Source organism: Paractinoplanes ovalisporus (genome assembly GCF_016834655.1).
Classification (GTDB): Bacteria; Actinomycetota; Actinomycetes; order Mycobacteriales; family Micromonosporaceae; genus Actinoplanes; species Actinoplanes ovalisporus.
Window position 1 is genome coordinate 130810 of sequence record NZ_JAENHP010000001.1, and the last position, 24275, is coordinate 155084.

Genomic DNA, 24275 nt, shown 5'->3' on the forward strand with positions numbered 1-24275 from the left:
GTTCTGGACGCGTCAGCGGCCAGCGGAACCCGCCGCGGTCCCCGCGGGAGCGACGGTCCGTCACCCACCACCCAGCTGGGACATCCGGCTCTTGATCTTGGTCTTCTGCGGCTACTGACGACTCGGCCGCGGTCAGCGATGGTGGTTGATGTGGTCCTGGATCTGGCTGGCGAATCCTTCGGCCATGTCGAGTTGTTCGCGCAGGGCCTGGACGCGGTTCTGCGCGGCGGTGTGGAACATGGCGAGCCTGTCCTGCAGCCGGACGCGCTCAGGCCCGGTGGCGGTGGCCAGCGCGTCGAGGATCTGCAACAGGTCGCGCATCTCCTCGAGGGTGAAGCCGAGCGGTTTCATCCGCTTGATGACGCGCAGACGGTCGAGGTCGGGCTCGGTGTAGAGGCGGAAGCCGCCCTCGCTGCGGGCCGAGGGGACGACCAGGCCGGCCTCCTCGTAGTGGCGGATGGTGCGGATGCTCAGTCCGACGCGTTCGGCCGCCTCGCCGATCTGCATGAGCCCTGCCGTCATCGGACCAGTCTGCCTGATCAGTGTCCGGCGCCCAGACGGCCCGCCAGGTTCTCGTGGAAACGGGCGCTCGCCTCGTTCAGGCCGGTGATCTCGACGTGTTTGCCGCGCGCCTCGTACTTGGTCGTGATCGCGTCGAGCGCGGCGACCGAGGACGCATCCCAGATGTGCGCGGCGCTCATGTCGATGACCACCTGCGCCGGGTCGTGCGCGTAGTCGAACTGGTGGACGATGTCGTTGCTGGACGCGAAGAACAACTCGCCGTGCACGCGGTAGATGCGCGTTTCGCCGTCGGGCGTGAGCGAACTTGTCACTTCGGCGAAGTGTGCGACCCGGCGCGCGAAAACGACCATCGCGGTGAGCACTCCGAGCACGACGCCGACGGCCAGGTTGTGCGTGACGAGCGTTCCGGCGACGGTCACGACCATCACGATGATCTCGCCGGCGGGCATCCGCCTGAGCGTGGACGGCGCGATGCTGTGCCAGTCGAACGTGCTCACCGACACGATCACCATCACGGCCACCAGCGCGGCCATCGGGATCGTCGCGACCACGTCGCCCAGGGCCACGACCAGGATGAGCAGGAACACTCCGGCCAGGAACGTGGAGAGCCGCGTACGGGCTCCGGACGCCTTCACGTTGATCATCGTTTGACCGATCATCGCGCAGCCGCCCATGCCGCCGAAGAACCCGGTGACGATGTTGGCGACGCCCTGGCCCCACGACTCGCGCGTCTTGTCCGAGCGGGTGTCGGTGATGTCGTCGACGAGCTTGGCCGTCATGAGCGATTCCATCAGGCCGACCAGAGCGATTCCCAGCGCGTACGGCGCAATGACCGTCAGAGTGTCGAGCGTGAACGGCACGTCGGGCAGTCCGGGCACGGGCAGACTGCTCGGCAGCGTGCCCTCGTCACCGACCGTGGGCACCGTGACGTGGGCGATCGCGGTGAACGCGGTGAGCAGCACGATCGCGACCAGCGGGGCCGGGACGGCGGTGGTGACCCGGGGCAGGAACCAGATGATGGCCAGCGCGACGGCGACGAGCGGATAGACCAGCCATGGCACACCGATCAGGTGCGGAAGTTGCGCGGTGAAGATGAGGATGGCGAGCGCGTTGACGAAGCCGACCATGACGCTGCGCGGGATGAAACGCATGAGCTTGGCGACGCCGGCCACGGCCAGCACGACCTGGAAGATGCCGCCGAGCACGACCGCGGCGACCAGATAGCCGAGCCCGTGATCCTGGGCGAGCGGCGCCACGACCAGGGCGATCGCGCCGGTCGCGGCCGAGATCATGGCCGGGCGACCGCCGGTGAAGGCGATCGTGACGGCCATGGTGAACGACGCGAACAGACCGATCTTGGGGTCGACGCCGGCCAGGATCGAGAAGGAGATGGCCTCGGGGATGAGCGCGAGCGCCACGACCAGACCGGCGAGCACCTCGGTGCGCAGGACACGCGGGGAGGCCAGCCATGCGGGCTTGCGCAGACGCGCGGGTGCGGGCACTTCGGCTGATGAAGGCATGTGTTTCCATTCGGTTTGCGCAGAACGTTCTTCCGGCGGCAACCCTCTGAGCGTGCCGCCGCCGAGGGGCGAATCGCGCCACTTCCCGGCAACAGGGGTACTCTACCCTCACGTGAGGGTAGAGTTCGACGTGGTGATGATCACGGCCGCCGGGTGTCTCGCGGTAACACGGGCCGTACAGAATCTCCGGCGCGAGATAGCCTTCCCGGCATGTAGGACGGCGGCTGACCGCACGCCCTCGCCGGACGAAACACCAGAAGGTCACCATGCACGACACATCAACCGCATCATCCCTACGCGCGTTCCGGGCCGCCCTCGACCTGCTCGCCTCGTCCCGCCGGCGCTCCCACCTGCGCAGCCGCCCCCGGCAGCGCCCGGCGGCCGCCCCCGCGCTCGGGCTCGGCGAGGCGCAGATCTTCATGGTCGCCGCGAACCAGGGCCGCCGGTCGACCGGGTCCGTCCCCGACGGCCTGGCCCTGGTCCGCCGCCTGGCCAGCGACGAGTACGAGACGTTCGCCGACGTCATCGGGCGCGCCTTCGACGTGCCGGCCGAAGAGGTGGCACGCGTCTACACGGCCGAGGTGCTGGCCAACCCGCTGATCGGTGCGTACGTCGCCGAGACGGGGAACGGCACCCCGGTCGCGGCCGGGGTCGGCATCGTGCAGGACGGGCACTTGGGAATCGCCAACGTCGGGACGGTGCCCGCGTTCCGCCGCCAGGGCTACGCGCGGGTGCTGACCGAGACGATCCTGCGGCGGGGCGCACTGGCCGGGGCCCACACGGCCTACCTGCACGCCGGCGACACCACGGCGCCGTTCTTCGAGCGGCTCGGCTTCACCGCCCGCACCGACTCGACCATGCCCCGCGCCTCGTAGGCGGGGCCGGTCGCGGGCCGTCGAGTTCGGCCAGGCGGGCGCGGGTCTCCCCCGCCTCCGGGGTGCCCAGCTCGGCGTGGACGGCAACGGCGTGCCGGTAGTGGTCCCGCGCCAGCTCGATGCGGCCCAGTGCCTGGTAGGCCCGCCCGAGGCCGGCGTAGGCCCGCGCCCGCTGGGTCGGCGCGCCGATCCTGGTGGCCAGTGCGCGGGCGGCGGCGTGGTGGCCGGCGGATTCGACCGGCCGGCCCGCGACCAGGGCGGCCTCGCCGAGGCCGTTCAGCACGTAGGTCTCGGCGTCCTGGTCGCCGATCTCCCGGGTGATGACGAGAGCCTGCTCATGCAGGCTGATGGCGGGACCGGCCCGCCCGGTGCGGGAGTGGAGAAGCCCGAGACTGTCCAGCGCGGCGGCCTCACCGACCCGGTTTCCCCGCTGCCGGCAGAGGGTGAGCGCCCGGTGCAGGTTCTCGGCGGCGCCCGCGTAGGCACCCTGGCGGGTGTCCACCACTCCGAGGCCGTTCCGCGCGAAGGCCTCGGCTCCCTGGTGACCGGCCCGCCGGGCCAGGTCGAGAGCTTTGCGGTAGTAGCGGGTGGCCTCGGGCAGCCGGCCGGTCTGTTCGGCGATGAACCCGAGGTGGTTCAACGCCCGGGCCTCGCCTTTCCGGTCACGGGCCAGCCGGAACAGCTTCAGGGCATGCCGCAGATGGCCGGTGGCCCGGGCGCGGCGGGCCTGCCGGGTGTGGGCGACGCCGAGGTCGATCAGCGCATGGGCCTGGCCGGCCAGGTCGTCGTTGCGGCGCGCGGCTTGCAGGGCCTGCTCGTGCAGGATCAGCGCGTCGGTGTGGTGCCCGCCCTGGAAGTAGCGGTAGAGAACGTGGGCCAGGCGCGTGGTGTGGTCGGGCCAGCCGTGGTGTGCGGTGTGGATGGCGGCCGCGACCAGGTTGGTCCGCTCGGCGTCCAGCCACCGCATGGCCGCGGCGGCATCCGTCAGCTCGGGCCCGGTCCGCCCGGCGACGGAGCCGGCGGGCCGGCGACACGCCTCGGCCGGGTGCAGCACGGCCATCGCCGACACCGAGGTGGCCAGGTACTGGTCGAAGAGCCGGGTGAGGGCGTCCCGGCGTACGGCCGGCGGGTCCTCGTCGTGGGCGCGGCCGGCGGCGTAGGCGCGGATCAGGTCGTGGAAGGCGTACCGGTCCGCGGCGATCCGCTGAACCAGGCTGTCGCGGTGCAGAAGGTCGAGTGCGGCCACGGCGGTGGCGAGTTCCGAGCCGGCGAGGGCGGCGGCGGCGTACGCATCGAAGTCCTGACCCGGATGCAGGGCCGACAGGCGCAGCAGCCGGCGCGTCCCGGCCGCGAGATGGTGGTAGGACATGGCGAGCGCGTTCTCGACGGCCGAGTCGAGCCGCCGGTCGCGGTGCCGGTCGTCGAGGCGTTCGGCGTGGTCGGTCAGCGTCCAGCCCGCCGCCCCACGCATGTGCCCCACGACGAGGCTCAGGGCCAGCGGCAGGTATCCGCAGCGCTGGGCGACATGGTCCGCAGCCAGCGGATCGGAGCCGACCGGCATGCCGGGGACGGCGCTCGTCACATAGGCCGTGGCCTCGGCCGGCGTGAAGACCCCGACGGGCACACGGGTGACCCGGCGCAGACCGGCCAGGTGTCGCCGACTGGTGATCAGGGTGACGCAGCCCGGCGTCCGCGGCAGGAGCGGGCGGATCTGGTCCACGGTGGCCGCGTCGTCCAGCACGACCAGAACCCGGCGGCCGGCCAGCCGGGAACGATAGGCGGCGACGCACGCGGTGACGTCGTGCGGGATCCGGTGGCCGGGCACTCCGAGCAGGCGGAGGAATCCGTCGAGAACGGCTCCGGGGTCGGCCGGCGGCTGGGCCGGGTCGGGGTGGAAGCCGCGCAGGTTGACGAACAACACCTGGTCGTACGCGTCGTCCCGGGCCAGGTCGTGACCGACGTGGACCACGAGGTGGGTCTTGCCGACCCCGGCCATTCCCTCGACCAGCACCGGTGAACCACTCCGGACCGCGGCGCGGAGCCGGGCCAGTTCCCCGGTGCGCCCGGCGAACCCGGCCGGATCAGGTGGCAGCGCGGCCTGGACCCGGACCTGCGACACCGCCTCGGCCTCCCCACCGAGGATCCGGAGGGCCTGCCGCCACTGCGTCACATAGCCGCCGTCCGGATGGAGCACCTCGACGATCGCCAGCACCAGGTCGTTGTTCACCCGGCGCCGCCCCGGCCGGAAGCAGTTCGCCACGGTGGGCCGGACGGTCAGCTCGCCGGGCGGCCGTCCCCGCGCACTCCAAGTCGCGTTCACCCGGCGCCGGATCGTCTCGTACGACGGGTCACCGGCCCACACCTTCAACCGGCGCAACATCTCGGACAGCTCGTCGAGGCAGGTGATCCCGGCCGGGTCGGGCAGCTTCAGGAACAGATTCAAGGCACGCTCCGCACCACATGGGGCATTCCGACCCGACCCACGCTGCGTCGTGCCGGTGAGCGCGCGCTGTCGAGGACGGGACAGTCACCGATTTCCGACCGGCCGTTCGACGGCGCTCCCGCCCCCTGGACCGGGGGCGGGAGATGCGCCGGGTCAGGCCTTCAGCCAGGCCAGGATGTCGGCGTCGAGCTTGTCCTGGTAGTCGCCCTGAATGCCGTGCGGGGCGCCCTCGTAGACCTTGAGCGTGCCGTCCTTGACCAGCTTGATGGATTTGAGCGCGGCGTCGCCGATCGGCACGATCTGGTCGTCGTCGCCCTGCGCGATCAGGATCGGCACGGTCAGCGCCTTCAGGTCCTCGGTGAAGTCGGTCTCGGAGAACGCCTTCACGCAGTCGTACGCGGCGGCCAGGTTCACCAGCATGCCCTGCCGCCAGAAGTCGTCCTTGTCGCCCTGCGAGACGGCCCGGCCGTGGTTGGCGCCGAAGAAGCTCTCGGACAGGTCTTTCCAGAACTGCGACCGGTCCTTGAGCACGTTGGCCCGGATGTCGTCGAACACCTCGATCGGCAGGCCGTCCGGGTTGCTCTCCGACCTGACCATCACGGGCGGCACGGCCCCGGCGGTGACGACCTTCGCGACCCGGCCCTGCGCCTGTCCGTGCTGGGCGGCGTACCGGACGACTTCCCCGCCACCCGTCGAGTGGCCGACCAGGACGACATCACGCAGGTCGAGCGCCTCGATGACGGCGGCCAGATCCTTCGCGTACGTGTCCATGTCGTTGCCGTAGTAGGTCTTCTGCGACCGCCCGTGGCCGCGACGGTCGTGCGCGATCGTCCGGTAGCCGGCGTCGGCGAACCTCTTCAACTCGACCTGCCAGGCGTCCGAGCTGAGCGGCCAGCCGTGGCTGAGCACAATCGGCTGCCCCTGGCCCTGCTCGGTGTAGTAGATCTCGACTCCGTCGGGGGTGGTGATGTACGGCATCAGGGTTCTTCTTTCGCGTCAAGGACGAGACTTGCGGACGCCGACCCGATTGCCCGCACTCCCCCGCCACCGAACCCGTTCGCGCCGCTCCTCACACTTCCCCGTCACCGCGTTTGCCCAGCTCAGCAGTGGTGCTACCCGGAACCCGCGGTGGGGGCTAACCCCCACCGCGGCCGTTCCGTCACTGCTGGCTGTCGCCCTCGCCGGTGCGCTTCTGAGCCTCGTCCTGGGCCCGGTCCACCTGCGACGTGTACTTGTCACCGGTGCGCTGGTCCACCTGGTCACCGGCCTTCTCGATGCCCTGGTCGACCTGCTCGTCGTGCTGGTCGGCGAAGTCCTTGGCCTTGTCCATGAAGCCCATCACATGCTCCTTCTCACGGGGAGTTACATGTATTGGCTTCCCGCTGCGTGCCGCCGGAAACACAACGGTTCGCGGCGGGACCGACCGCCCACCGCCCGTGCCCTCAGACTCACGTTCCGAAGATGACGGCCCGGGAATCGACGTTGACGATGTGGCCGTCGCCGAGAGTGGCCACCGGCGCCTCCCAGTGGACGTGTCCGCACAGGGTCAGCGCCGGCGGCCGTGCCTCCAGCATGCCGCGCATCGTGGATCGCCCGAGCTGACCGGCCCCGACCCCGTCCGGCCCCTCATGCAGGAGCAGCACGTCCGGGGGCGGCGTCGTCAGCTTCTCGGCCAGATGCAGAAATTCCTTTTCCGTACGCCGGAGGGCGCGCGCCGGATCACCCACGATGCCGGAGATCCCAGCGACCGTCAGGCCACCGAACCCGCGGCGGTCGCCGTCCAGCAGTGCGACGCCGGGGCCGAGCTCGGCCACCTGCGCGGCGGTCACCTCGTCGTGGTTGCCGGCCACACCGAACACCATCGGGCAGCCCGCGGCGGCGAAAGCCAGCCACACGTCGAGCACGGCCCCTGAAGCCCCACGGCGGTCGGCGCCGGGAGCCGAATACAGGTCGCCGGTGAGCAGGACCCCGACCCGCTCGGGCGGCGGGAGCAGTCCACTATCAGCCCAGACACCCAGGTAGTCGGCGAGCGCCACCCCGAGCAGCCCCGCTTCCCCACCAAGCGGCGACGGCGCCACCCCCTGAAGATCCCCAGCGGCCAGCACCGCGTCACAGCCGGCCGGTAGCCGGTCGACCCGCAGCCGCTCAACCCCGAGCAGCACATTCTGCGGTACGCCACCGGGCCCAGCCGCGCGGTACGGAACCGTCACCAGCCGCTGCGGTCGGGTGTCGACCAGTCGCATCAACCGCTACTCCACAACGCGAGTCAGGCATCAGGGCCGTAGAGGCGGGCCACATCGGGGGAATCCAGCCAACCGCTGTAGGCCGGGGACTGCGGCCACCCTGCTGGGGAATCCTGCCAGTCCTCCTGGCGGCCGTACGGCAGGGTGTCGACCAGGGCGAACGTGTGTGTCAGCTGTTCGACGCCGCGGCCGGAGGTGTGCCATGTGCGGTAGACCGTGTCGCCGTCGCGGAGGAAGACGTTCAGGGCGAAACCGCCGTTGGGGCCGGCGTCGACATCGGCGCCGAAGGGGCTGTCGGCGGTGGAGTACCAGTCCATCTTGTTGCCGACCCGGTCGGCGTAGGCGATGGCCTCCTTGATCGGGCCCTGGGTGACGATCACAAAGCGGGCGTCGTAGTTGGCGAGGAAGCCCAGCCGGGTGAAGACCGAGGTGAAGCTGGTGCAGCCGCCACACTGCCACTCGGCGCCGGGGTTCCACATGTGGTTGTAGACGATCAGCTGGGAGCGGCCGTCGAAGATGTCGGCCAGGCGCACCGGGCCCTCGGCGCCGACCAGGGTGTAGTCGGGCATGCGCACCATGGGCAGGCGGCGCCGCTGAGCGGCGATCGCGTCGAGTTCACGGGTGGCGGCCTTCTCGCGGGCGCGCAGCGCGTCCAGTTCCTTGCGCCAGGTGGCCTGGTCGACGACGGGCGGCATTGCCATGATCGACATCTCCTTCGGTTCAGGGTCACTCAGAGGTCAGACTCTCCGGGCCACCTGAACTCATCGGTCTAGGGAGACACAATCGGCAGGGTGGTGGCGATCGGCCAGGCGACCAGGATCGCGCCGGTCAGGGCAGTCAACCACGGCGGCGCGTTGGCGGCTCGCAGCACGACGGCCAGGGCGGCCTGGATCAGCATGAGGACAGCCAGCAGGGGCACGACCAGCAGCAGGAAACCGGACGCCAAGCCGACGACGGCCGCGGCGGTGAGGGCGACCACCACGATCGCCGACACGATCAGGTCGCCGCGGAAGGTGCCCCCGGCCAGGCGTCCGGCGGCGTAGGCGAGCACGGCCAGGCCGGCCCACACCGCGAGCAGCAGCCACCAGCGCGGGCCGACCGGCACGGCATGGGTGAATCCCAGGTGCAGGGGTACGGCGATTGCGGCCGCCGCGTACGGGATGAGCAACAGCGCCGCCAGGAGGGGACGCGGACCGCCGAGGGGTGACGAGAACGCGCGCAGGTAGGCGAGGATCGCGACGCCCGCCACTGCGGTGAACCCGGCCGTGTAGCCGCCGAGCTCCCAACGCGTGGTCGGCAGGAACGGGACCACGACCACGGCCAGGGCAGCCGCGCCGGCTGTCACCACGACGACCCGGACGAGCTGGGCGGACGGCGGGGCCGGACGTCCGCCGGCACCCACGGTGAGACGGACGAGCGGGACGAACCCGAGGAGCAGTCCCAGCAGCAGAATTCCGGCGGGAACGAGACGCCGCACCGGGGACGGGAGCGTGGTGTCGACAGGTGTGCGGGCGAACGCGTCATCGATCCAGTCGGCGGTCAGGCGGTGCGTCCGGGAGGCGTACAGGATGGAAATGTGCTCCACCCCGGGGACCTCTTCGGCGCCGCCCACCGCGGTGGCCGTCTCGTGGAAACTGGCGAACTCCAACTGGCCGACCAGCAACAGCAGATGGGCGGGCCGGTTGGGGGTGACGTCGTCGGCGCCGGGCAGTGAGATCGCCACGGTGGCCGTGATGTCGGGGTGGGTGGCCGCGTAACGGGTGACCGCCCCGGCTCCCATCGAGTGCCCGACCAGCGCGATCCGCGCGGGGTCGACCGTGGGCAGGCGGCGCAGGTGGGCCACCGCCACGTCGAGGTCGTGCTGCAGGTCGACCGGCTTGCGGGTGCTGGCGCCGTGGCCGTCGAGGTCGGGCAGCACCACGGTGTAGCCGCGCGCCACCAGGGTGTCGCCGAACTGGGCCATCAGCCGGGCCGAGCCGGCGTAGCCGTGTGCCACCACCACGCCGGGAGCGCGGGCGGCGGAGGCCGGCCGCATCACGTCGAGCGGCACGCCGTCGACCACCACGTGATCGGTCACGATGCCGTCGTCCACACGGGCCAGCAGAACTCCCCCGGTGACGACGGCGAGCAGCGCGAGCAGGGGCGGCAACCACCGCCGGGCCAGTTCCACGGCCGGACCGTATCGTCTCCGGGCCAGTGTCGGGACTCTGCGCTGGCGCCGCCTGAGCCGGGAGAACCCGGAGGCGTACGCGCGGCCGGTCCGCTTGTCACGTCGCCCGGCGCCCTCACCGTGACCAAGGCGATCGGCGTCCAGAAGAGCACCTGCGGCGACGTCCAGGTCCGGATCCGGATGGCGGACGGCCGGCCGTACACGCTCCAGAACGATGGGCGCCAGATCTGGTTCGATCTGCGCTGACGAATAATCGGGGGCGGCACCGGAGAACGTCGGCTAACCTGGCCCGCATGTTCAAAGGTGTCGCCTTCATGAGGTTGCGTACCGGCCGCTGACGGCGGCTGGAGACGAGAACCCCTCTGCACCGCCGTCCTGGCGTTCCTGTCCGGGCGGTGCCTCAGCGCTGCCCGGCTCCCAGACGAGCCGAGAGCAGAACCTTGAACATCGTAGAAAAGACCCATTCCCACGTACGGGCGGAAGCCCTCCGACTCGTGCGGAGTGACCGTGTTGTCCTCGACGGCGTCGACGTCACCGTCTCCACCCGCTCCCGCCTCGCGGTCGTCGGGCAGAACGGCAGCGGCAAGACGACCCTGCTCCATGTGCTGGCCGGGCTGACCGAACCCGATCAGGGCAGCGTGCACCGGTCGGGCACGATCGGTGTCGTCGAGCAGGCCCTCGACGCCGACACCGTCGGATCCCTGGTCGACGAAGCGATCCGCCCGGCCCGGAACGCCCTGGCCGCGCTGGACGCCGCGCTGCTGACCGTCGAGGACGACCCCGACGCGTACGGGAAAGCCCTGGAAAGCGCCGTCCGGCTGGACGCCTGGGACGCCGAGCGACGCGTCGACGTGGCCCTGGAAGCCCTCGAAGCGTGCACCGACCGGGAACGCCGGCTCGACACGCTCTCGGTGGGGCAACGCTATCGGGTGCGGCTGGCCTGCGTGCTCGGCGCGCACCACGACCTGCTGATGCTGGACGAGCCGACCAACCACCTCGACGCGGGCGGGCTGGCGTTCCTCACCGAGCGGCTGCGGCAGCATCCGGGCGGCGTCCTGGTCGTCACCCACGACCGGGCGTTGCTGCGCGACGTGGCTTCGGAGTTTCTCGACCTCGACCCGACACCGGACGGCCGTCCGCGGCTCTATGCGGGCGGCTACGCAGCCTGGCAGGAGGGGCGCCGGCGCGAGCGGGAGAGCTGGCAGCAGGAGTACGACGCCCAGGTCGCCGAGCATCAGCGGCTGGCCGGCGCTGTCGAGGAGGCCCGGGGGCGGCTGAGCACGGGCTGGCGGCCCGACAAGGGCACCGGCCGGCACAAGCGGCAGAGCCGGGCGCCGGGCATCGTGCAGACGATCAGACGGCGGCAGGAGACCCTGGAGGCGCATCGGATCACGCTGCCGTCGCCGCCCAAGCCGCTGCGGTGGCCGCCGGGCGCGACCCGGGCCGGTGTTCCGCTGCTCGACGCCGAGAACCTGACAGTCAACGGCCGCCTCCGTACGGCGGTAGGTCTGCGTCTCAGCGGCGGCGACCGGCTGCTCGTGACCGGCCCGAACGGCGCCGGCAAGTCCACATTGCTGGCCGTGCTGGCGGGCGTGCTCGAACCGTCGACCGGTGATGTGCGCCGGCTGTCGGGGGCGACCGTCGGTTATGTGGCGCAGGAGGTGTTCACGGCGGCGGCCCGGATGTCGCCGGGTCAGCACCGGCGGCGCCACCTGGAGGAGATCCTGGCCGGGCGGCCCGACGTGCTGTTGCTCGACGAGCCGACCAACCACCTGTCGGCAACGCTGGTGGACGAGCTGACGGCGGCCCTGGCGACGGCCCCGGCGGCGGTGATCATCGCCACCCACGACCGGCAGATGCTGGACGATCTCGACGGGTGGCCCCGGTTGCGGATGTGACGAAGTCGTCAAAGCGCAACGCGGACTAACCGCTGGAAACGTCATGTCGATCGGAGGGATGGCATGACGATGCGAATGAGCCGATGGGCCGCGGCGTTGCTGGCGGCCGGTCTCGTGACCGGTTGCAGCACGGCCGCGTCCCCGTCCCCGCCGCCGCCGGAGGACCCACCGGTCACCCAGGCCACGGCGCCGAGGACCACCACCAGGCCGGCCCGTGCCCCTGTCAAGATCACGTATCCGCGCGAGGGCACCGGGCGCTGGATCGTCGCGCCGGCCGCGAGTGAGACGGCGGGCACCGGGGGGCGGCTGATGCGCTACCGGGTGGTGGTCGAGGGCGGCATCAAAGGCGTGTCGCCCGCCGGTTTCGCCGCCGCCGCGGGCGCGACGCTGGAAGACCCCCGCGGCTGGACCGGTGGCGGGCAGTGGCGTTTCCGGCGGGTCGGGCCGGGTCAGAGGTACGACTTCACGCTCTACCTGGCCACGCCGGCCACCCGCGGCAAGCTGTGCGGCGATGCCTCCGACGACTACACGTCGTGCCGCAACGGCGCCAAAGTGGTCCTCAACGTGGCCCGCTGGGTCGGTGGGGTGCCCGGATACAAGGGCGACCTCAAGATCTACCGGCAGTACATGGTGAACCACGAGGTCGGCCACCGCCTGGGCAACGGCCACGAGCTGTGCCCCGGCAAGGGCGAGCTCGCGCCGGTCATGCTCCAGCAGACGCTCGGCCTGCACGGTTGTAAGAAGAACGCCTGGCCCTACCCGGACGGCGACCTGTATCGCGGGCCGTCCGGGCATTACTGAGAAACGTCTCCACCCACCACGGCCGGCGCCCGCGTTACGTGCCCGGTGTTCCGCCCGGCTCGCGAGGAACGGCGGGTGCCGGCCGTGGTGTGTTGGTGGGAGTCGTATTCCCGTACGAAATCCTGTGAAGTTAAAGCCCGTACTCGTTGAAGAAGTAGAGCCATACCTCGCTTCGGGTGGGGAACGACGGGATGGCGTGGCGCAGGCGGGTCACCGGCACCTCGCCCACGATCGCGATGGTCGCGGCCTGCAGGAAGTCGGCCACCTGGGTGCCGGTGATCGTGACGCCGACCAGCACCCCGCGGTCCTCGTCGACCAGGAACCGGGTCGTGCCGACCACGCCGCCCGAATAGGAACCGCCCGCGTTGCCGTCGGTGGGCACGTCGACCACCCGCACGTTCAGGCCGGCCGCCCGCGCCGTCGCGGTGGTGTGCCCGACCGCGGCGACCTGCGGCGACGTGAAGATGACCCGCGGCGCGCCCGGACCGTCGGCCAGGTGCTGTGCGGCCATCGGCTTGCCCAGGATCTCGCCCGAGGCGATCGCGGCCTGGTATTTGGCCATGTGCGTGAACAGCGCCCGCCCGTTGAGGTCGCCGATCACATAGAGCCACTCCTGCCCGGGCACCCGCATGTGCTCGTCGACCTCGACATAGCCGTCCGCCTTGACCCCCACGGAGTCCAGACCGAGATCAACCGATTGCGGCGTACGGCCGGTGGCGACCAGGATCTCCTCGGCGTTCACGGCGCTGCCGTCGGCCAGCGTCACCGTGACCCCGTCGGTGTCACGCCGCACGGCCGTCGGGCGCTGGCCCTGGCGTACGTCGACGCCCTGCTCGGCGAGCCGCGCGGCCACCTGCTCGCCGGCGAAGTCCTCCTCGCGGGTCAGCAGCCCGCGCCCGGCCACCAGCGTGACCCGCGCGCCGAGCGAGGCGTAGGCCTGGGCCATCTCGGAGCCGACCACGCCCGCCCCCACGATGACCAGCGACGCCGGGATCTCCTTGGCCGTGGTCGCCTCGCGGTTGGTCCACGGGTCGGCCTCGGCCAGGCCGTCGATCGCGGGGATGGTGGCCCGGGTGCCGCCGGCCAGGATGACGGCCTGCCGCACTTCCAGGATCTCGTCGCCGACCGCGACCCGCTTCTCCCCCGCCAGCCGTCCCCAGCCGCGCACCAGGGTGACACCCCGGTCGGTCAGCCACGGCACCTGCGAGCTGTCGTCCTCGTTGTTGATCAGCTCGTCGCGCCGGCGCAGCACCGCGGCCACGTCGAGCCGGCCGCTGACCGCCTCGGCCGCGCCGGGCACGTGCCGCGCCTCCTCGAGCAGTTCACCGGGCCGCAGCAGGGCCTTCGACGGGATGCACGCATAGAACGAGCACTCCCCGCCGACATGGTCCCCCTCCACGATCGCCACGCTCAGGCCCGCCTCGGCCAGCCGGCCCGCCGCGACCTCGCCACCGGGCCCGGCTCCCACCACCACCACGTCGAAACTCTGCATGCCCCCAATGATCGTCCCATCGGGCCGCGGCCGACACCGTCACCGCCCAGTTGCGGGCTGCACCACTTCCGGCCCGCCGTGGTGCGGGGTGGCGACATAGTTCTGGCGGCCCGGCGGCAGGGCCTCGACGCAGGCCTGCGAACAGGCGTTGACCAGCAGCGGGAGCGCGTCGGTGCCGACGCCGCGGGTGAGCCAGACCTGGTGCAGGCCGTCGGTGAACGGGCCGTCGCAGACGCTGCACGTGGTGAGGTGGTCGGCGCCGTGCACGGCCGGGTCGAGTTCGGCGCCGGGCGACGGGGTGAACGGCCGCAGGGCGGGGAACGGCGGGCGGTGCTTGTAGTTGCCGAACAGCGCCCGGGTGCTGACCGTGCTGTCGACCAGGTTGGCGACCGTGTCAGGCCGCGACGCCTTGGAATAGCCGACACATTTGCCACTCAGCTTGCCGCGACCCGGGCCGCCCGCCCCTTCGAACCGGTTGTGCCAGAGCGTCATCCGCCACCCAGCAGGGCCTCGGTCTGCGCCGCGCTCATGGCGCTCGCCGGGCGTTCCGGCACGGTGCGCACGTCGACGGACTCCTGCGGCAACACGCGCGCGGGGAGCCGGCCGAACCGCTCCTGGCGCGCCCGCTTCTCCTCGTCCTTGTCCATGACCACGATTGTGCGGGGCAGGCGCAAAAAATGGGGAGACCCCGCCCGAAACTCCTGCGATCATCGCGGCGTGCCGATGCCACCCGCCCAAGTTCTGGACGCGTTCGGGGTGGCCGGGCCGGCCACTCTGCTGGCCGGAGGGCAGGGCACGTCGTGGCGGGCCGGTCACCTGGTGCTCAAGCCCGAGGTGGGTGCGGCTCACGAGTGGCTGGCCGACGTCGCCGAGGACGGGTTCCGGCTCGCCCGGCCCGCCCGCACCCGCGACGGCGCCTGGAGTCACGACGGCTGGTCGGCCACGCACTGGGTCGACGGCGTCGAGGCCTGGGACTTCCGCACCGTCATCGCTGCCGGCCGGGCCTTCCACCGGGCCGTCGCGCATCTCGGGCGGCCGGCCGGGCTCGACGACCGCGACGACCGGTGGGCGGTGGCCGACCGGATCGCGTGGGGTGAGCGGGAAGCCGCCTGGCGGCCCGGGTTCGCCGACATCGCGCGCCGGCTCGACTCGGCGCTGCAACCGCTCGGTCCCGCGCAGATCGTCCACTGTGACCTGACCCAGAACGTGCTCGTGGCGCCCGGTCAGCCGCCCGCCGTGATCGACGTGTCGCCCTACTGGCGGCCTCCCGCGTACGCCGACGGGGTGGTCATCGCCGACGCCCTGACCTGGCACGACGCGCCCGGCTCGCTGGCCGCCGAGACCGGGGTGAGCGTTCCCGCGGTGGCGCGCGCCCTGCTGTTCCGGATGGCGACCGACGTCGTCGACGACTGGGCGTGGCGTTACGACCGCGCCACGACAGCGATCGGGCTTTGAGACCCTTTTCCCGTACGGGACCACGCCTCGCACAACCACACCACGGCCGGCCCGTGGGTTCCTCGCGAGCCGGCCGGAACACCGGGTCCGTGCCGCGGCCGCCGGTCGTGGTGCATGGAGACCTTCCTCAGTGATCCAGCGCCTGTTTCGTAGCTGGGGCGGGGCTGCGGCGCGGCCCAGCTACGAAACAGGCGCTTGAAACGACCGGTCCATCAGCTCCGTCATCGCCTGCTGGAAGTCGCGCCGCCGCTGGTCGCTCCAGCCCTCGGTGAGCCGGTCGAACACCTGCTCCTGCCACTCGTGGGCGTGGCCCAGCATCACGTGCCCGGCCTCGGTGACGCTCGCCGCCCGTCGACGCCCGTCCCCGGCCGCGCCACCGACCACGAGGTGACCGGCCTCGGCCGCACCCTTGATCAGGCGGGACGCGCCGCTCTGGTCGATGCCGATCTCGTCGGCCACCGCGTTGACCGTGGCCGCGACACCGCGCTGCTCCAGCGCGTGCACGGCCTCGACGACCAGAACTTCGCGACCCCGGTCGGACTTGCGTGACCAGTGGCGGACGAACCCGAACAGCACCTGCCCCGGCCCGCTCACTCGGTGGCCGCCATCTCGCGGCACAGGTAGGCGAGTTCCAGCGCGGCCTTCAGGTCGGGCAGCCGCAGCGCCGCCGTCACCTTGTCGCCGGCCACCCGGAACACGGTCGCGACCCGGGTCGGGGCCGCGCCGCCGGGCCAGGTGGCGTCCTCCTCCACCACCATCAGCCGGTCGCTGACCGGATGCCACGAACGCGGGACCAGCCGGATGCCCGACCGCTCGACCCACTCCCCGAACTGCGCGGGCGTGATCGGCCCGGCGCCCCTGGGCCCCAGCACCACGATCGGGTCGCCGACCGCGCGGGCGGCCCGGCCGGTGTCACCGGCGTTCACACTCGCGTGCCACTCGTTGATCGCTGCTTCCATGACGCAACTGTATGCGAATCGCATACAGTTGCCCACTAGACCGCGCGGGGGAACAGTCTCAGGGCGGCGTCCCGGCACTTCGGGGAGCGACGGGCGGCCAGCGAGGTGCCGTGGCGGCGGCGGAGCGTGACCGGGCAGCGCCCACCGGCGATCGCCCGGCGGCCGGATCGGTGCGACCAACCGTGGGTGTTGCGGGGCTGCATACGGGCACCTGTCATCCGCGGGTAGGACCGGGCGCCATTTCATCGGAAACAGGCCCGCCACGGAGCCGGATCTCACTGGCTGGACTGAGTACCGTCGTCACCATGACTGTGCTGGACATCCGGAAGGTCGGCGACCCCGTTCTGCGCCTCGTCGCCGAGCCGGTGACCGTCTTCGACGCCGAGCTCCACAAGCTGGTCGACGACCTCAATCAGACCCTCGAGAAGTCGCGCGGCGCCGGCCTGGCCGCCCCGCAGATCGGGGTCAGCCTGCGGTTGTTCGCCATCAACCCCGACCTGCCGGGCAACGAGGCCCGCCTCGACCACCTGATCAATCCGGGCCTCGAGTTCCCCAACGACGAGGAGCAGGACGGCCCCGAGGGCTGCCTGTCGATCCCGGGCATCTATCTGGACACCAAGCGCCGCATGAACGTCGTGGCCACCGGCCTGACCAAGCACGGCGACCCGGTGCAGATCGTCGGGGCCGGACTGCTCGCGCGGTGTGTGCAGCACGAGACCGACCATCTCGACGGCGTGCTGTTCATCGACCGGCAGGACCAGGCCGGACAGGAACGCATCCTGGCCACACTGCGCGAGGCGGCCTGGGCCGACGCCGAAATCAAGACGAGCCCCCACTGAGGAAAATACTTGCCTGCCAGGAAAGTGACCTGCATACTTTCCTGGCAGGCAAGTACATGCCCGAGGGGGAAGTGATGGAGACACCGCACATACCCGCGATCGACGCCGAACTCGCCCTGGCCGAGGTGCGGGCCCGCCGCGCCGAGGTCGTCGATGCCAACCTGGTCCCGCGCTGGTTCTGGCCGTCGGTCGGGGTGCTCATGCTGATGTTCGTGGCCGCCGTCGAGAGCGGACGGCCGTGGGCGGTCGCCACCGGCAGCGTCTTCTACGCGATCGGCCTGGCCACACTGATCGTCGCCGTGGTGCGCCACACCCGCGTGCAGGTCCGCAACGAGCTCATCGGGCTCCGCGGCGGACTTGCGATCGCCGCGTTCGCGGTGGTGCTGGCCGGCATCGGGGTCGGGCTCGGCCTCACCCTCGAGGCGCTCGCGGTTCCGGCCCCGGCGACGATCGCCTGCGCCCCGGTCGCCGCCGGGCTCGCGTTCGGCGGTCCGGCCCTCATGGCGTACCTGCGCCGGGTCATGATGTCGCGCCCCCTGGCGGGCTCCCGGTGACGGTCGAGGCGCGGTTCGACGAGCTGATCCACGCACCGACCCGGCTGTCGATCGTGAGCCTGCTGACCGCCACCGAGTGGGCCGAGTTCAAGTTCCTGCGCGACCAGGTCGGCCTCACCGACTCGGCCCTGTCCAAGCAGCTCACCACCCTCGAGGAGGCGGGCTACGTGGAGATCCGCAAGTCGTTCATCGGCAAACGGCCGCGCACCTCGGTGCGGCTGAGCGCGCACGGGCAGCAGGCGTTCGCGGGCCACGTCGCCGCGCTGCAGGAGATCGTGGCCCGCTCCGGCCTGGCCGTCATGCCCTCAGCCCAGACCTGACGTCGCCCGCCTTACAGCGCAGGCCCGACGCCGCCCGGGTTTCAGCGCACGCCCGACGCCGCCCGGGTTTCAGCGCACGCCCGACGCCGCCCGGGTCTCAGCGCACGCCCGACGCCATCTCCATCAGGTGGCCGAGCACGGCGTCACCCGACGTCCGCAGGCCGTCGTGCTCGTGCTCGTTGGTGACCCAGGTGCGCACGTTGCCGACGGCGGCCGCGGTCTCCAGCGACAGGCCCATGTCGACGTACATGTCGTCGGCGTAGACGGCGGCCACCACCGGAACGTCGTTGGCGGCCAGACGGTCCAGGTCGTAGAGGGCGGTCCAGTCGTCCGTCTCGGCCAGGATGTCGGCCGCCCCGGCGAACGGGCGCAGCGCCGCGATCTGCTCGAACATCCAGGGGAACATCATCTCGCCGGTGAACAGCAACGGGTCGGCGCCGGCGGCGAACTCGGGCCGCTGCTCCAGCGCACGGGCGGCGGCCCAGCCGGTCGGGCCGTTGCCCTGGCCGTAGCAGTATTCCTGCAACGCGAACAGCGGCTTGTCGATGTAACCGGTGTGGGCCATCACCTCGTAGAGGAAGGTCGCCGACAGCTGATCGCCGTGCCAGGCCTCGTCGAGAAGCCAGTGGATGTGCGCGTAGCCGTAGCTCATCCCGAAGCTGTCCCCCATCAGGCGGAACCGCTCGGCGGTGAGCCGGTCACCGTCGGGCAGCCGCACGTCGTGGTCGCGCAGGTGGTCGGCGATGCGGCGCACGGCGGCCCGGTCCTGCGGGAAGTCGCGGTAGAACTCGGCGTTCTTCGCGGCCACCCGCGGGTAGGTCCGCGCATAGACGTCGTCGGCCGTCGCGGTCAGCCCCGGCAGCCCGCCCGTGACGTAGCAGGTGCGCAGCCCCTGCGGCGCGGCCGACAGATAGGCCATGGTGACGAACCCGCCGTAGCTCTGCCCGAGCGTGTCCCACTTCGCGCCGCCCGCCACCCGCTCCCGCAGGATCTCGGCGTCGGCCACGATGCTGTCGGCGCGGAACAGCTTGAGATAGTCGGCCAGCTCCTTGGCGGGGCGCCCGCCGACGGTGTTCGCGTTCAACGGGGTGCTGCGCCCCGTGCCCCGCTGGTCGAGCAGCAGCACCCGGTGGGTGCGCACGGCCTTGCCGACCCAGCTCTCGGCCCGCGCCGGACGCGGCGACTTGCCACCCGGCCCACCCTGCAGGAACACCAGCCAGGGCAGGTCGTCACCCACCCGGTCGGACGCCACCACCTCGCGCGCGAACACCTCGATCGTCTCGCCACCCGGATCCCGGTGGTCGAGCGGCACGGAGACAGCGTGGTCAGTGAAGCGGACACCCGGGTGAGCAATCATGGCCCAACACTAGAGGCGGCGTCTGACATAAAGGACCGCGTCGAGGCGGCCGCCGTTCGGGGCGGGCAGGATGCCGACCTGCTTGGCCTCGATCTCGAACCCGGCCGCCTGCAGCGTCTTCTGCGAGGCGATGTTGTCGACCGCGGTGCCGGCCACCACGCGCTGCAGCCGGGCCTCGTTGAACGCCCACTTCGTGACCAGCTGGACGGCCCGCCGCGCATAACCGCGCCCCCGGAACGCGGGCAGCACGCCGTAACCGAGCATGCCCTCGCGGTGGTGCGGCTGGAAGTAGTAGAGCGCGATCTGCCCGGCGAACTTGCCGCTGCGCGCGTCGAGGATGGTCATCGCCGCCACCTCGCCGGCCAGCCAGCGACCCTCCGCGTACGAGAAGAACCGCTCGACCTCCTCGCGGGGCGGCACCACCGGCGGCACCGAGGCCGCGACCGACTCGGGCAGGCTGCGCAGCTCGTACCAGCCGTCGAGGTCGTCCGGGTGCAGCGCCCGGATCCGGATCACCCCGTCGGTGAGTTCCCCGCCCGGCAGGTCGGGCAGCACCCGCGGCGAGGGCCCCTCGGGGTCGTCCTCCAGCCGCGCCCAGACGACCATGTCTTCCCGGTCGGGACCGGCGCCGCGAGCTATCCCCTCACGCCGGTAGCCGAGCGCGATCACGTCACGCTGCGCGGCGGGGTCGTCAAGGCGGAGCCGGATCTCAGAACGGTAGGGCGATGTCACCAGCTCACGCTACTGCGGACCCACCCAGTCGGTGGCAGCGGCCGTCCGCTCCTGCGGTTCCACCTGCGCCAGCCGCTCCCGCAGGGCGGTGGTGATGAACCGGTACGCGTCGCTGCCCAGCACGAGCCGAAGCGGGGCCGGCTCCTCGTCGGCGGCGGCGACGATCCGCTCGGCCATCTTCACCGGGTCACCGAGCGAGGGACGGCTACGGTCCTGGGCACCACGCACCATGGCCGCCGGCGTGTCGTCGTACGCGGTCATCGGTGTCGCGAGCTGCAGGCTGCCGAACCGGAACTCGGTGCGCGCGCCACCCGGCTCGACGATCGTCACACCGATGCCGAACGGAGCCACCTCCTTGGCGACGCTCTCCATGAAGCCCTCGATCCCCCACTTGCCGGCGTGGTAAAGCGAGGCGCCCGGGTTGGTGGCCAGTCCCCCGTACGTGGAAATCTGCATCAATCGACCACCGCCCTGAACTCGCAGGTGGGGCAGGGCCGCGCGGACCACCGCGATCGAGCCGAGCAGATTCGTGCCGATCTGATCGACCACCTGCGCGTCGGTCAGCTCCTCGGCGGCGCCGAACAATCCGTAGCCGGCGTTGTTCACCACCACGTCCAGCCGGCCCAGCTCGTCCCAGGCGAGATCAACCACTTCCCGTACGCGGGGAAGGTCGCGCACGTCGAGATGAGCGACCCAGAACTGGTCGCCGTACTTCGCGCGCAGGTCGTCGACCGACCCCTCCCGCCGCACGGTGCCCGCCACCCGGTCGCCCCGCTCGAGCAGCCGCTCGGTCATCGCACGCCCCAGACCGCTGTTCACGCCGGTGATGAACCACGTCGCCATCGTTGTCCTCCTCGAAGTCACCCAGCGACTGTGCGCCCACCGGCGACGGCCCGGGGAGTCCCGATTCATCCTGGTAGAGCCAGGACCAGGTTGGGGCGCGCGGCAGGGCCTACCGTGGGAACCGTGCGGAGCGAACTGGGCGACTTCCTGCGGGCGCGGCGTGAGCTGGTCCAGCCCGCCGAGGTCGGCCTGCCGCCCAGCACCCGCCGCCGGGTCCGCGGCCTGCGCCGCGAAGAGGTGGCGATGCTGGCCGGCATCAGCGCCGAGTACTACCTTCGCCTCGAGCAGGGCCGCGACCGCACCCCGTCGGCCCAGGTCGTCACGGCGCTGGCCCGGGTGCTGCGCCTCCAGCCCGAGGCCGAGGCCCACCTGATGGCCCTTTCCCGCCCCGCGCCGGCCCGGCCGTCACGTCTCGACGAGCCGGTCCCGGCCGGCATCACGATGCTCCTGACCACTCTGAACGTCCCCGCCTTCGTGGTGAACCGCTACCGCGACGTCCTGGCCGCCAACCCGCTCGCGGTGGCTCTGTCGCCGCTGATGGCCCCCGGCGTGAACCGTCTGGTGGCCGCCTTCACCGATCCGGTGGCCGCCGCCTACCACCCTGACCTGGCGGAGAACGCCGCCGCGGTGGTGGCCCAGCTCCGAGCCGAGGTAGGGCCCGACACCGACGACCCGCGCTTCCAGTCCCTGATCGCCGACCTGTCGGCCCGGAGCCCGGAGTTCCGCGCGTTGTGGTCCCGACACGACATCAGCCGCGGCGGCAGCAACACCGCCGTGATCCACCACCCCGAGGCCGGCCCCCTGCACCTCCGGCGCGAGAAGCTCGCCATCGTCGGCGCCGAGACCTTGCAGCTGGTCATGTATCACGCCGAGCCCGGCACACCCTCCGCCGACGGCCTCGCCCTGCTGGCCGGCGGTACAGGGTCCGGGCCAGGATGCGGGTCTGCGCCTGCTTTCCCCGCACCGGCCCGCTCCCACGCCGCCGGCGCTTGACCGTTCACAGCACGCGCGAGTCGGCACGCCCGGCACAACGCCCTGTGCCGCACGCGCGAGTCGGCACGCCCGGCACAACGCCTAAGGCATCCTAGGAGGCTAGTTTGATTCCTCCGGGTCGGCACCAGTCGTGTTCGTGACGGCGCTCCGGGTGAACGGTGGCTAGGGTCCGGGGCACCCCGTCACTGCGACAGCCGGGAGGCTCCGATGAGTGTGGAAAGTGCCGAGAAGGCGCTCCGCGCCCGGCTCGACGACCGTCTCGTGGCGGCCGGCCAGGGTGAGTTCGAAGACGCCCGGCGGGTCTGGAACGCGGCCGTGACCAGGCAACCGGCCATGATCGCGAAGTGCCGGGACGTCGGCGAGGTGAGCGAGGTCGTCCGCATCGCCGGGGACTGCGGGGTGGCTTTGTCCGTACGGGCCGGCGGGCACGACTGGGCAGGGCGGGCGCTGCGTGAGGGCGGTGTTGTCCTCGATCTGACCGGGATGCGGGATGTCACCGTGGACGCGGCCGGGCGCACGGCGGCGGTGCGGGGTGGCGCGCTCACGGTCGATCTGGTGACGGCGCTGGAGCCGTACGGGATGGTCGCCCCGACCGGTGTGGTGGGCGGAGTCGGGCTGGTGGGGCTGAGCACGGTGGGTGGCTACGGCGCTCTCATCGGGCGCCACGGTCTGTCCGCCGACAATCTGATCGGCGCCGACGTCGTGCTGGCCGACGGATCCCTCGTGGTCGCGGGCCCGGAGGGTGACGAGGACCTGTGGTGGGCGCTGCGCGGGGGTGGCGGCAACTTCGGCGTGGTGACCTCGCTGCGGTTCCGGGTGCACGAGATGCGGACCGTGCTGGCCGGCATCCTGATGTTCCCGCTCGACCAGGGGGCGGCCGTGCTCGACGGGTACGCCGAGATCGTCGCCGACGGGCCCGACGACCTGACCGTGATGACCGGGTTCCTGCCGGGGCCACAGGGGCCGCTGGCGTTCCTCTGCCCGTTCTGGAGCGGCCCCGACCAGGGCGCCGGGGCTCGGGTGATCGCCCGGATGCGCACGCTTGGCAACCCGGTGGTCGACCAGATCATGCCCATGCCGTACGCGGCGGCGCTGCGCATGTTCGACGCGAGCATCGTCGAGGGCAACCACTACCTGCTGCGCAGCCGTTCCCTGGCCGCCGTCACTCCGCCCGCGGCCGAGGCGCTGGTCGACGCCGCGGCCCGCCTGACCTCGCCGTACTCGGCCCTGATCCTGAACCACTTCCACGGCACGGCGGCCCGGGTCGACCCGGCGGCGACGGCCTTCGCGCAGCGCACGCCGCACCACCCGGTCGAGGTGATCGCCTCGTGGGCGCCGGACGACTCCCCGGAACGGCACCGGGCCTGGGCCGACTCCGTGGTCGCGGCCCTCGACCCGGTCGCACCGCCCGGCGGCTACCCCAACCTGCTCGGACCCGACGACGGGCCGCGCGCCCGGGATTCGTACGGGGAAAATCTCGGTCGCCTGCTGACGTTGAAGCGGCGCTACGACCCGGAGGCGATGTTCACGGCCATTCCTGATCTGTCCTAGGCGGCGGCCGGCGAGGAATGGTGCGTCCCCATCTCGACGAACAGCGCGGCGTTGAGCTTGAACGCCAGCTGCGACTCGGCCACGAGAACGTCGAGCTCGGCCGGGGCGAAGACGCTGGGCAGGGCGTCGAGCCGCGTACGGTAAGCGCTCTTGTAGGCCTTGGCGTCGGGGATGTCGAGGAACGAATAGAACGCGATCCCGCCCGGCCCGAGCCCGTAGGTCTGGGCCACCTTGCGGCCGACCATCAGGCCACCGCTGAGGTCGCCCAGGTAGCGGACGTAGTGGTGGGCGATGAAGTGGACGGCCGAGTGGTGGCACTGCTCGCGCAGCCGCTCGACGTAGCGGCGGGTGGCGTCCAGGGGGCGTACGCCGGCCGCGTCCAGGAACTCGACGTCGGCCTCGAGCGAGGGCACCCGGTCGAGCAGCGGATCGGCGAAACCGGCGGCGACCTCGTCGGTGCGCATCCGCGCGGCGGCCGACTCGAGCTCACGGTAGATGTACAGGTATTGCGCGGTCAGGGCCGCGTACCCGTCGTAGGGAACCTCCCCCGCCATCAGCCGCGAGATGAAACTGCGGGTCTCGGCCTCGCGGTGCTCGGCCATGGTGGCTCGGCGGATCCGGGCGGCGAACTCGGTCATGACGACACAACCTTTCGGATACGACGGCGACGGACAAGCCTGAACATGGAGCAGCCCCGCGCCGAGCACG

General features: G+C 71.6%; 28 protein-coding genes. 10 read left to right on the forward strand and 18 right to left on the reverse strand.

The annotated features are described in order from the left end of the window. Positions 1–132: 132 nt before the first annotated feature. The gene (locus JIG36_RS00600; RefSeq protein WP_203373979.1) at positions 133–522 is read right to left on the reverse strand and encodes a MerR family transcriptional regulator; all 390 of its coding nucleotides are present in this window, start codon (positions 520–522) and stop codon (positions 133–135) included. A 17-nt stretch (positions 523–539) separates the two neighbouring features. Further along, the gene (locus JIG36_RS00605) at positions 540–2042 is read right to left on the reverse strand and encodes a SulP family inorganic anion transporter (protein WP_203373980.1); all 1503 of its coding nucleotides are present in this window, start codon (positions 2040–2042) and stop codon (positions 540–542) included. Positions 2043–2308: 266 nt separating this feature from the next. Here JIG36_RS00605 and JIG36_RS00610 point away from each other — a divergent pair, with 266 nt between their 5' ends. Then, complete coding sequence (locus JIG36_RS00610; RefSeq protein WP_203373981.1) at positions 2309–2917, forward strand: GNAT family N-acetyltransferase; 609 nt, start codon at positions 2309–2311, stop codon at positions 2915–2917. Here JIG36_RS00610 and JIG36_RS00615 read toward each other — a convergent pair. The 6 genes from JIG36_RS00615 to JIG36_RS00640 all read right to left on the reverse strand — a co-directional run bounded on the left by JIG36_RS00615 (position 2877) and on the right by JIG36_RS00640 (position 9773). Further along, the gene (locus JIG36_RS00615; protein ID WP_236045466.1) at positions 2877–5360 is read right to left on the reverse strand and encodes a tetratricopeptide repeat protein; all 2484 of its coding nucleotides are present in this window, start codon (positions 5358–5360) and stop codon (positions 2877–2879) included. The genes JIG36_RS00610 and JIG36_RS00615 overlap by 41 nt on opposite strands. Before the next feature lie 153 nt (positions 5361–5513). Beyond that, positions 5514–6338, reverse strand: a complete 825-nt coding sequence (locus JIG36_RS00620) for an alpha/beta fold hydrolase (protein ID WP_203373982.1) — start codon at positions 6336–6338, stop codon at positions 5514–5516. 181 nt (positions 6339–6519) lie between these two features. After that, on the reverse strand, positions 6520–6699 hold the full coding sequence (locus JIG36_RS00625; protein WP_236045467.1) for an antitoxin: 180 nt from the start codon (positions 6697–6699) through the stop codon (positions 6520–6522). A gap of 109 nt (positions 6700–6808) precedes the next feature. After that, positions 6809–7603: a metallophosphoesterase family protein gene (locus tag JIG36_RS00630; protein ID WP_203373984.1), complete on the reverse strand. Its 795-nt coding sequence runs from the start codon at positions 7601–7603 to the stop codon at positions 6809–6811. Positions 7604–7626: 23 nt separating this feature from the next. Then, entirely contained in the window at positions 7627–8304 is a 678-nt protein-coding gene (locus tag JIG36_RS00635) for a DUF899 domain-containing protein (protein WP_203373985.1), read from the reverse strand. 68 nt (positions 8305–8372) lie between these two features. Next, positions 8373–9773 carry a dienelactone hydrolase family protein gene (locus tag JIG36_RS00640; protein ID WP_307872505.1) on the reverse strand — a complete coding sequence of 467 codons (1401 nt, stop codon included), beginning with the start codon at positions 9771–9773 and terminating at the stop codon, positions 8373–8375. A 120-nt stretch (positions 9774–9893) separates the two neighbouring features. Between JIG36_RS00640 and JIG36_RS53065 the strand changes: the two genes are divergently transcribed. The 3 genes from JIG36_RS53065 to JIG36_RS00650 all read left to right on the forward strand — a co-directional run bounded on the left by JIG36_RS53065 (position 9894) and on the right by JIG36_RS00650 (position 12472). After that, positions 9894–10019 carry a hypothetical protein gene (locus tag JIG36_RS53065; protein WP_268919481.1) on the forward strand — a complete coding sequence of 42 codons (126 nt, stop codon included), beginning with the start codon at positions 9894–9896 and terminating at the stop codon, positions 10017–10019. A gap of 248 nt (positions 10020–10267) precedes the next feature. Beyond that, on the forward strand, positions 10268–11671 hold the full coding sequence (locus JIG36_RS00645; protein ID WP_307872506.1) for an ATP-binding cassette domain-containing protein: 1404 nt from the start codon (positions 10268–10270) through the stop codon (positions 11669–11671). Between the two features lie 63 nt (positions 11672–11734). Then, entirely contained in the window at positions 11735–12472 is a 738-nt protein-coding gene (locus JIG36_RS00650) for a DUF3152 domain-containing protein (RefSeq protein ID WP_203373986.1), read from the forward strand. Positions 12473–12602: 130 nt separating this feature from the next. Here the strand turns inward: JIG36_RS00650 and JIG36_RS00655 are convergent, their stop codons facing one another. The 3 genes from JIG36_RS00655 to JIG36_RS00665 are packed head-to-tail and all read right to left on the reverse strand — an operon-like array spanning position 12603 to position 14611. Further along, positions 12603–13964: a dihydrolipoyl dehydrogenase family protein gene (locus JIG36_RS00655; RefSeq protein WP_203373987.1), complete on the reverse strand. Its 1362-nt coding sequence runs from the start codon at positions 13962–13964 to the stop codon at positions 12603–12605. 39 nt (positions 13965–14003) lie between these two features. Further along, a complete protein-coding gene (locus JIG36_RS00660) occupies positions 14004–14456 on the reverse strand; it encodes a hypothetical protein (protein WP_203373988.1) in 453 nt (150 codons plus the stop codon). Continuing rightward, positions 14453–14611 (reverse strand): hypothetical protein, encoded by a 159-nt coding sequence (locus tag JIG36_RS00665; protein ID WP_203373989.1) that lies wholly within the window; start codon positions 14609–14611, stop codon positions 14453–14455. The genes JIG36_RS00660 and JIG36_RS00665 overlap by 4 nt, the downstream gene beginning before the upstream one ends. Before the next feature lie 70 nt (positions 14612–14681). On the opposite strand from JIG36_RS00665, the gene JIG36_RS00670 reads away from it, so the two are divergent. After that, positions 14682–15419: a hypothetical protein gene (locus JIG36_RS00670; RefSeq protein WP_236045469.1), complete on the forward strand. Its 738-nt coding sequence runs from the start codon at positions 14682–14684 to the stop codon at positions 15417–15419. 180 nt (positions 15420–15599) lie between these two features. On the opposite strand, the gene JIG36_RS00675 is transcribed toward JIG36_RS00670, so the two are convergent. Genes JIG36_RS00675 through JIG36_RS00685 form a run of 3 tightly spaced genes read right to left on the reverse strand, consistent with a single transcriptional unit; the run spans position 15600 to position 16581 of the window. After that, a complete protein-coding gene (locus JIG36_RS00675) occupies positions 15600–16013 on the reverse strand; it encodes a MarR family winged helix-turn-helix transcriptional regulator (RefSeq protein WP_203373990.1) in 414 nt (137 codons plus the stop codon). Next, the gene (locus JIG36_RS00680; RefSeq protein WP_203373991.1) at positions 16010–16378 is read right to left on the reverse strand and encodes a hypothetical protein; all 369 of its coding nucleotides are present in this window, start codon (positions 16376–16378) and stop codon (positions 16010–16012) included. The genes JIG36_RS00675 and JIG36_RS00680 overlap by 4 nt, the downstream gene beginning before the upstream one ends. 35 nt (positions 16379–16413) lie before the next feature. Then, positions 16414–16581 (reverse strand): hypothetical protein, encoded by a 168-nt coding sequence (locus JIG36_RS00685; RefSeq protein ID WP_203373992.1) that lies wholly within the window; start codon positions 16579–16581, stop codon positions 16414–16416. A 102-nt stretch (positions 16582–16683) separates the two neighbouring features. Here JIG36_RS00685 and def point away from each other — a divergent pair, with 102 nt between their 5' ends. From def to JIG36_RS00700, 3 genes are all read left to right on the forward strand, one after another. Further along, a complete protein-coding gene (def, locus tag JIG36_RS00690; RefSeq protein WP_203373993.1) occupies positions 16684–17217 on the forward strand; it encodes a peptide deformylase in 534 nt (177 codons plus the stop codon). A gap of 74 nt (positions 17218–17291) precedes the next feature. Further along, entirely contained in the window at positions 17292–17771 is a 480-nt protein-coding gene (locus tag JIG36_RS00695) for a hypothetical protein (RefSeq protein ID WP_236045470.1), read from the forward strand. Next, positions 17768–18091, forward strand: coding sequence for a winged helix-turn-helix domain-containing protein (locus JIG36_RS00700; protein WP_203373995.1), 324 nt, complete (start codon positions 17768–17770; stop codon positions 18089–18091). Before JIG36_RS00695 ends, JIG36_RS00700 begins: the two co-directional genes overlap by 4 nt. Before the next feature lie 97 nt (positions 18092–18188). Here JIG36_RS00700 and JIG36_RS00705 read toward each other — a convergent pair whose 3' ends face one another. The 3 genes from JIG36_RS00705 to JIG36_RS00715 are packed head-to-tail and all read right to left on the reverse strand — an operon-like array spanning position 18189 to position 21023. After that, positions 18189–19448, reverse strand: a complete 1260-nt coding sequence (locus JIG36_RS00705) for an alpha/beta fold hydrolase (RefSeq protein WP_203373996.1) — start codon at positions 19446–19448, stop codon at positions 18189–18191. A gap of 9 nt (positions 19449–19457) precedes the next feature. Beyond that, a complete protein-coding gene (locus tag JIG36_RS00710) occupies positions 19458–20180 on the reverse strand; it encodes a GNAT family N-acetyltransferase (protein WP_203373997.1) in 723 nt (240 codons plus the stop codon). A 9-nt stretch (positions 20181–20189) separates the two neighbouring features. Continuing rightward, positions 20190–21023 carry an SDR family oxidoreductase gene (locus JIG36_RS00715; RefSeq protein ID WP_203373998.1) on the reverse strand — a complete coding sequence of 278 codons (834 nt, stop codon included), beginning with the start codon at positions 21021–21023 and terminating at the stop codon, positions 20190–20192. A gap of 123 nt (positions 21024–21146) precedes the next feature. On the opposite strand from JIG36_RS00715, the gene JIG36_RS00720 reads away from it, so the two are divergent. Continuing rightward, entirely contained in the window at positions 21147–22016 is an 870-nt protein-coding gene (locus JIG36_RS00720; protein WP_203373999.1) for a helix-turn-helix transcriptional regulator, read from the forward strand. A 207-nt stretch (positions 22017–22223) separates the two neighbouring features. After that, positions 22224–23567, forward strand: coding sequence for an FAD-binding oxidoreductase (locus JIG36_RS00725; protein ID WP_203374000.1), 1344 nt, complete (start codon positions 22224–22226; stop codon positions 23565–23567). On the opposite strand, the gene JIG36_RS00730 is transcribed toward JIG36_RS00725, so the two are convergent. Continuing rightward, the gene (locus JIG36_RS00730; protein ID WP_203374001.1) at positions 23564–24205 is read right to left on the reverse strand and encodes a biliverdin-producing heme oxygenase; all 642 of its coding nucleotides are present in this window, start codon (positions 24203–24205) and stop codon (positions 23564–23566) included. The two genes, JIG36_RS00725 and JIG36_RS00730, sit on opposite strands and share 4 nt — an antisense overlap. Positions 24206–24275: the final 70 nt, after the last annotated feature.